A 7,042-nucleotide genomic window follows, 5' to 3' on the forward strand; every position below is an offset into this window, starting at 1 on the left:
ATTCAGGGCGGTGCTTTCCCTTTGAAAGCCGATGGGCTTTATGATGTCCTTGCGGTCAGTCAGGATGTTGTAGGCGATAGCCCCGGAAAGCAGCGGGTCACGCTGGAATACGGTCAGACAGTTCCGTATGCTCTGACGGACACCGCCTTTCTCGGTAGTTTCCAGCCCCGCCTTGATTTCCTCAATGTTCTGGGGTGGCTGCATGGCGTTCATGGTGTTTTTTAGTTCTTGCTGCGTCTGCGGCTGCAAGCTCTGCCATTCGCTGTTCAAGCTGTATCACATCCTTTCCGTAGTCCGTAATCAAAGCCGCTTTTTCCTCTGTTTCCCCGAACAGCAGCACATCCAGCAGATATTCCACTTGATCTTGCTTCTGTAAGGCTTCTATAAACCGGGGATGAAAGGCTTCCTCCGGGGAGTGCGGGGCATATTCCTTTCTCCACACTCGAAGTAGGTGGAGATAATCGGCAAGAATACGGAAGCAGCAGTTCTTTGCTTCCTGAAACTGTTCCTCCGGGGATTTCTGCCGGGGCTTGGGCTTTTTTGCCTTTCCCGGCGGTTTCCAGTCCTCATAGGAAAGCCCGAAGTCCTGTGCCAGTTGTACGGCGGCTTCTTTCTTTCCCAGCCCATACAGAGCGGCGGCAAAATCAATCACATCCCCATCCGCACCGCAGCCGAAGCAGTGGTAACGCCGATCCAGCTTCATACTTGGGGTTTTATCATGATGGAACGGGCAGCAAGCCATCCCGTTCCGACCTATACGGATTCCATAATGCTCCGCAGCCTGTCTTGTTGTGACGGACTGCTTCACAGCTTCAAATACATTCAAATCTATCCCTCCTAAAAAAGAAAAAGCACCTGACATTCTCTGATTGAAAATGGCAAGTGCCTGTTAAAGTTCCATATCCTGTTGTCGGTGTTTCGCCTGTACCGGGGCGGTTCTTTGTGGTTTTTTCTCGTCTGCCTTATCCTGTAAGACTTCTTTGATAGGCTGCTTCTTGGGCGGTTCTTTGCTTTCCTCTGTGCCGGGGGTGGCTTTCCGTACCCAGTAACGGATATCCCGCAGCTTCTTCAAATCAGCCTGTACCTCGGTCAGCGGTACTTTCAGCTCTGCGATTTCGCTGTGAAGCGTTTCCTGCTCCTCTTGCAGCTCCTTTTGGGTGCTGTCCTTATCGTCTGGGTGCTTGGCAAGGTAGGCGGCGGCTTTCGCATATCGGGCAACCTCCGGGTGTTCCTGTTTGAATTTCTCCTTTGTTTTCTTGAAAAATATCTTCTGGTACTTCTCATAGACAGGCTTACATTCCTTGCAGTCTGTCCGGCTGGCAAGAATCCCGTCAATCACTTTGCTGCGGGCTTCCTTTGGCTTCATCTGATTGCGGTAATCGGCGGCTGATTTCCCAGAAGATTCCAGAAATGCTTCTAAGTCCTCCACAGTGGAAAGCCCCTTTTGCCGGAGATAGGACAGGGCTTCGCTGACTGCCTTTAAGTCCTGTGAAGTCCCCCGGTTCTGTCCAGCCCTTGTCCAGTCCTTCCGTTCTTCCTTTCGTATCTCCATATACTTCATCAGCAGATTGGGAAGAAGTGTCGCTTCCTCCGCCGCCTTTTGTGCAAGCAGTTCTTTTCGTTTTTCTCCCAGCTCGGTAATCCAGCCTTTGAGGTTTTGAATGAGCTGCCGGATAGACTTCATCAGGCGGTTGGCGGCTCTGATTTCCCGGTTCAGGTTGCCGATGTTCGTCTGGATACCCCGCTTTTCCATCTGCCGGACAGCAGCTCCCTCATGGACAGTAGGGATAATATCAAGCCCCTGTCTGGCATAAGAACGCAAGTCCACACGCTCTGGGCGGTCATTGGCTTCCAGATAGCGGTTCTGGATGACCTCCCATTCATGCCGCCAGATTTCGCAATACTTCTGGTCGTTCCAATCCACCGTATCCTCCTTGTGGCTTTTCCATCTGCCGGACGGAAGTTTTATCCGTTCCCCGTTTTCGTCAAGGTCATAAACCTTGCGGCTCTTGGGAAGCCATTTTCCATGTTCGTCCATTGCCCTCATAGTGAGCATGACATGGGCGTGGGGATTGTGTCCCGGCGGATGGGGGTCATGGATTGCAAAATCAGCAATCATGCCTTTGGAAACAAACTGCTGCTCACAAAACTCCCGGACAAGGACAGCATACTGGTCGGGTGGTATCTCTCTTGGGATGGTAAGCACCCACCGCCTTGCAAGCTGGGAGTTCCATTGCTTTTCCACCGCTTCGGCGGCGTTCCATAAGGTATTGCGGTCTGCATACGACCGTGGGGCGTTTGCCGGGAGCAGAATTTCATTGTGGACAATACCACGCTTTTCCGGGTAGTGCTTCACTTGCTGGTCGTATTCACAGAACAGCTTTTTGCCGCTTTGGTAAGCAGCGGCGGCAACCGCAGACTGTCGCTGGCTGCGCTGAACAATCGTGATTTCGTTGTGTGGGCAGGGCATTTCGTGTCCCTCCTTTCGGTAATTGGTGGATGGGGTGGCGTTTTACCACCTCATTTTGGCAGAAAAAAAGCAGGAGACCTTTTTCAGATTTCCTGCTCGGTGTGCCGCTGTGAGTGCGGCGGATATTTAGCTGTAAAAGTTCGGGACAAGTTGACCCGATGGGTAGATGGTACACTTAAAAATTATGGTTCTCTTGTCATTAGCTCATTAGCATAATGATTAAGAGCTTCACAAGGTTCATATTTGCATTTATAACCAATACCGTCAATTATAATAAATGGATTGTATGCTATAATCTCCACTTGAGAACCATCTGCCAAAGACAGAGTGAAAATAACTGCTTGTCCGGCATATTCTGTATATGAGTTGTCCTTATTGTAAATAACTACCTCATTGAGATATGATACTAATTCCTCTGTTTCTACTATCTGAATTGTTGTATCAGGTGGCGATAACCGAACACTTGCCGAAGTAATATCTGCTGCCTCTAAATCTTTGAATGGTCTATGAGCAGAAAACAAAAGAAAGCTAATACCTATACCGATTAAACATATCAGTGCAATTAACAAAAACTTTTTATGCTTCATTTGATTCTCCTTTACACACTACTATGAAATTTCTTTTTCATCATCTCTTGGTAGTCGGACATAACACACCATTTCTTTTTCACAAGCTCCGAATGTTGAGAAATTTAATTTTGCTTCTTTTAGTGTTATTCCATGATTAGAGTCGCTTGGTTCGTTATCAGAAGCAATGAACGGGTCATTCTCCCAAAAACAAACGGGACAGATATACCCACAATCTTCATTTGCCGGAACATTATAGGTAAAATATCCGCAGCAAGGACATTGGTATTTTTTCATATAAACCTCCCGTTTAAGCCTTGACCTCAAATTCCTGATTTATTTCTGACTTTATTATACTTCATCGATTATCGAAAAGATAGCATATTTTATGAAACTTGTCGGCTGGGAACAGCTTACAGCGCAAGGTGTCCCCAGATGGCAAGTCCACAAAAGGGTAGCTGGCGGCAGCCAGCGCAGGGGAAGCGTAGCGTCCCCTGTATGATTTGGAGCAGACCTTGACTGCGGAAAATCACAGCCCTCCGGCGAGGAGCCTTCGGAGAACGCAATGCACCAACCTTTGGGTGGTGTATAATTGCGCCCTTAGTAAACTAAGGGGTTTCCGGCTTCTCCCGTTCCAGCAGTTTCTTCAATAGTTCCTGCGTGTCCTGCCTGTGAAAAATGAGTTTCAACAACAGCATGACATCATCATCTGTCAGGCGTTCCGGCTCTTGCAGAAAACTTTCCAGCATACCGCCACGAGTACAGAGCCGGTGTGTCCGTTCTTTTCGGGTAAGCTGCTTTAGCTGGTGCTGCAATGCCTTTTCATCATTGATGGCTTTCCGCAGTTTCTTTTCACTCTTTTCCAACTCTCGGTTGAGCTTTTCCAGCTTTGAGGTATCAGGCAAGGGCAGCGTCCTCCTTTCCCGGTATCAGCACATAAATCCTGTTTGGTTCTCCAACGCCCTGACGCACTCGCATGATCAGTCCGGCGGTTTCCAGTTCATTCAGAGAACGCTTGACCGTCATGGGGCTGCGGGACAGGACTGCGGCAATGGCTGTGACAGGGAAGCAGATAAACAGGATTCCGTTCTCGTCCTCCTGTCCGTTGGATAGCATAGCGTCCAACATCCGGCAGTACATGACCTTTGCGGTGCTGCTGACTGGAAATCCTGTCAACGCTCTGGGAAAGGGCATACAGGGCGGCAACGGTGTGCCTATCGTCATAAATTCAAAATTCATTCGGTGTGTTCCTCCTTTTTCTTTGCTCGTTTGGATAAATAACGGGGGCAGTCAACCACAACCGCCCGGAAGCTCTGCTTGCACCCATGCTTGCATTTCCGGCATAATTCGTTGTAAGTGACACGCCCCCGGTCATTGAGGTAAAAAGAAAGCTCATGCTTCCTCTTTTTGCTCATTCTCGGCATATTGCGTTTCCTCCCGTTTTAGTGTATAGTTTCGGGGCGATTTTCGGCAAAATTACGGTCATAGAGCCGTCTAAAATCTCCAGAAGTATCAGCGATAGGGTAGACTATCCCCCTATCAGATTGTCGTGTTTCGGTATCATTTCGGTATCAGTTCGCCAGTTCTCCCCGGTGTCGTTCCTCCCCTGAATCTCACAGCGGCGTATCGCTCCCTTTGGTACGCTCGTTTCGGTCAGGGTTCCTCCATATCCCTGCCAAAAGTCATGGCGCTACATCGCCGAGGAAGCATATCCCACACAGGCTGGTCATTCGATTGGAATAATCCATCGATGAACTACCTGTATCATAGAACATTTTTGTGCCCTGTGCCGTATGTCCACAAAGTAGGAATTAAGGGTAAAAATCAGAAATTTCCACGATTGCGGAAAGTATGATATAATCCAGTTAAGCGGCAGTAATGAAACCGCCGGAAAGGAGCGTGCGCCCATGAAAGGAGCGACAAGCATACAGGAACGCCTTTGGGAACTCCGCAAGGACAAAGGCTTAAATCTGGAAGAATTATCAGAGCTGACGGGCATTTCCAAATCAGCTCTTGGCAGTTATGAAAAAGAGGATTATAAGGAAATCAATCATGGCAACCTTATCACGCTGGCAGACTTCTATGGGGTTTCCGTTGATTATCTGCTGTGCCGGACAGAGAACCGGGAGCAGATCAACACGCCACTAACAGAGCTGCATTTGAATGATGAGATGGTGGCACTTCTGAAAGGCGGTCGGATTAACAACCGTCTGCTCTGTGAGCTTGCCACTCATAAGGACTTTATCAAGTTTCTTGCGGACATTGAGATTTATGTAGATGGGATTGCCACCATGCAGATTCAAAACCTCAACGCCCTTGTCGATACTGTCCGGCATGAAATCATTGAACGGTATCGCCCCGGCGAAGACGACCCGCATTTGAAAGTGCTGCAAGCCGCCCATATCAGCGATGATGAATATTTCAGCCACATGGTTCTTGATGACCTCAATCTCATTATCCGGGATATTCGGGAAGCCCACAAAAAGGACAGCGAGAGTGCGCCCCAGACCACCGTTGCCGATGAATTGAAAGAAAATTTGGAAGCGGTTGAAAATTTCAAGGGCAGTCGGGATGAAAAGCTGGTTGTCCTTTACTGCAAGCAGCTCGGCATCAACTATAAAAATCTGTCAGACGAAGAATTTCGCTGGCTCATTCGGATTCTACAAAAATCAAAGAAAACAGGAACTCCTATCAGTCAAAGGAAAAAACGGTAAAGAAAAACCGCTGTTGCATGGTTGTGTTTGCTTCCATGTAGCAGCGGTTGGTGCTATACTTATTCAGTTAAAATTTCAAAGCGATAAAGTGGAATTTATCTTAGAAATTACAGCAATGTTATTTTGATAAACTTTCAAGAATTGAAATATCATGCTTATCTTTATCTCTTAATTCATAACCTGAGTGGAAAACTCTTTGGCCTTTTAAGGATATACAAGGAATTGTTTTTCCTTCAAAAAAAGCACTACCAAAGTAATCTTTTTCAAACTCATACCAGCCACCCTCTAAATCAGCTTGTTTTGAAGTTCCGTCCTCATTTAAAACGAACGGGTGAATGTCTAAGTAACCAAGTTCATCACTATATAACTCTATTCTAACCGGTTTCCAGTCTGTATCAATTTTATAGCCCAGATTCAAAAGCACATTTAACAATTTTTCCGTATGTTGAGCATCAAAATTTATATCTATATCTCTATGAATTCTTGTTTGTTTACCAGCTAAAATATCTACACCCCATCCGCCATCCAACCAGTATGTAATTCCAGTATTTTCGAATAATTCTATTACTTTCATTAAATCTTCTTTTGTTGTTATTTCTTTTCTACCCATACAAAGTCTCCTTTACAACTTCTAATTTGTAATAATCATTCTACCATACCGTTATGAATAAATCATCTCATGTAAAACAATTTCTTCTGCCCGGTTGTGAATGTTATTGCAACGCTGCACCCATTCCATTTGACGGGTACGCTTCAATTCCTCGGTCACGCCCTCGGCAGCTTTCATCTGCTCCATGATGGTGTCTAACCGTTTCTGTGCCTGTTCGTTCAGGTCTGCAAGATATGTCCACAATTCCCCGGTCAGGGTCAATGTGTGTAATCTGGCTGGGCAGACTTCTCTTAAATATTCCCGGTGCATCCGTCCGTACTTTCCGATGGGGCGGTGTTCCTCCGGCAACTTCAAGTCCGGGATGTAGTAATCTCCAACAAGGATATAATCAATTCCGTTTTCTTTTATTCTTGGTTTCAATTCGCTCATGTTCCTTACCTCCTGTGGAAGCAGGCTCGTCTGGTACTAACTCAATCACATCGGTAATCTCACAATTCAGCGTTTCGCAGATACGGGCTAATGTATCCATGCTGATGTGCTTTCCCTCTTTGCTCATGTTGGCAATCATATTTGTTGTCATACCAGCAGCAAGCCTTAAATCCTCTTTTCTCATATCACGCTCTAACAGTGTGTGCCAGAGTGGTTTATAGCTGATGTGCATATTGTTTTCCTGCCTTTCTAT

Annotated in this window: 11 protein-coding genes and 1 pseudogene; 1 reads left to right on the plus strand and 11 read right to left on the minus strand. The window is 46.7% G+C overall.

The features are described from left to right. The 8 genes and pseudogenes from GPK49_RS13060 to GPK49_RS09455 form a co-directional block, all read right to left on the minus strand. Positions 1-213: pseudogene (locus GPK49_RS13060) on the minus strand (virulence-associated E family protein); the annotation flags it as partial. Then, complete coding sequence (locus tag GPK49_RS09425; RefSeq protein ID WP_138276808.1) at positions 182-826, minus strand: CHC2 zinc finger domain-containing protein; 645 nt, start codon at positions 824-826, stop codon at positions 182-184. The pseudogene GPK49_RS13060 and the gene GPK49_RS09425, both read right to left, overlap by 32 nt. Positions 827-889: 63 nt before the next feature. Next, the gene (mobQ, locus tag GPK49_RS09430; protein WP_138276809.1) at positions 890-2,470 is read right to left on the minus strand and encodes a MobQ family relaxase; all 1,581 of its coding nucleotides are present in this window, start codon (positions 2,468-2,470) and stop codon (positions 890-892) included. 182 nt (positions 2,471-2,652) lie between these two features. Beyond that, entirely contained in the window at positions 2,653-3,057 is a 405-nt protein-coding gene (locus GPK49_RS09435; RefSeq protein ID WP_002594806.1) for a hypothetical protein, read from the minus strand. A gap of 21 nt (positions 3,058-3,078) precedes the next feature. Next, complete coding sequence (locus tag GPK49_RS09440; protein ID WP_002594807.1) at positions 3,079-3,333, minus strand: CPCC family cysteine-rich protein; 255 nt, start codon at positions 3,331-3,333, stop codon at positions 3,079-3,081. A 311-nt stretch (positions 3,334-3,644) separates the two neighbouring features. Beyond that, a complete protein-coding gene (locus GPK49_RS09445; RefSeq protein WP_002594808.1) occupies positions 3,645-3,941 on the minus strand; it encodes a DUF3847 domain-containing protein in 297 nt (98 codons plus the stop codon). Further along, complete coding sequence (locus GPK49_RS09450; protein WP_002584329.1) at positions 3,934-4,275, minus strand: DeoR family transcriptional regulator; 342 nt, start codon at positions 4,273-4,275, stop codon at positions 3,934-3,936. Before GPK49_RS09450 ends, GPK49_RS09445 begins: the two co-directional genes overlap by 8 nt. Next, positions 4,272-4,460 (minus strand): hypothetical protein, encoded by a 189-nt coding sequence (locus tag GPK49_RS09455; RefSeq protein ID WP_002584330.1) that lies wholly within the window; start codon positions 4,458-4,460, stop codon positions 4,272-4,274. The genes GPK49_RS09450 and GPK49_RS09455 overlap by 4 nt, the downstream gene beginning before the upstream one ends. Before the next feature lie 483 nt (positions 4,461-4,943). On the opposite strand from GPK49_RS09455, the gene GPK49_RS09460 reads away from it, so the two are divergent. Beyond that, positions 4,944-5,750, plus strand: a complete 807-nt coding sequence (locus tag GPK49_RS09460; RefSeq protein WP_002584331.1) for a helix-turn-helix domain-containing protein — start codon at positions 4,944-4,946, stop codon at positions 5,748-5,750. Between the two features lie 118 nt (positions 5,751-5,868). On the opposite strand, the gene GPK49_RS09465 is transcribed toward GPK49_RS09460, so the two are convergent. The 3 genes from GPK49_RS09465 to GPK49_RS09475 all read right to left on the minus strand — a co-directional run. Next, complete coding sequence (locus GPK49_RS09465) at positions 5,869-6,360, minus strand: nucleotidyltransferase domain-containing protein (RefSeq protein ID WP_009266803.1); 492 nt, start codon at positions 6,358-6,360, stop codon at positions 5,869-5,871. A gap of 51 nt (positions 6,361-6,411) precedes the next feature. Continuing rightward, positions 6,412-6,789, minus strand: coding sequence for a TnpV protein (locus tag GPK49_RS09470; RefSeq protein ID WP_002584333.1), 378 nt, complete (start codon positions 6,787-6,789; stop codon positions 6,412-6,414). Then, positions 6,749-7,042, minus strand: a 294-nt coding sequence (locus tag GPK49_RS09475; RefSeq protein ID WP_318283894.1) for a helix-turn-helix domain-containing protein, incomplete at its 5' end; no start/stop codon positions are given. The genes GPK49_RS09475 and GPK49_RS09470, both read right to left, overlap by 41 nt.

The sequence above is a fragment of the Clostridium sp. MCC345 genome (assembly GCF_018785345.1).
In the GTDB taxonomy this organism is placed as follows: Bacteria; Bacillota; Clostridia; order Lachnospirales; family Anaerotignaceae; genus Anaerotignum_A; species Anaerotignum_A faecicola.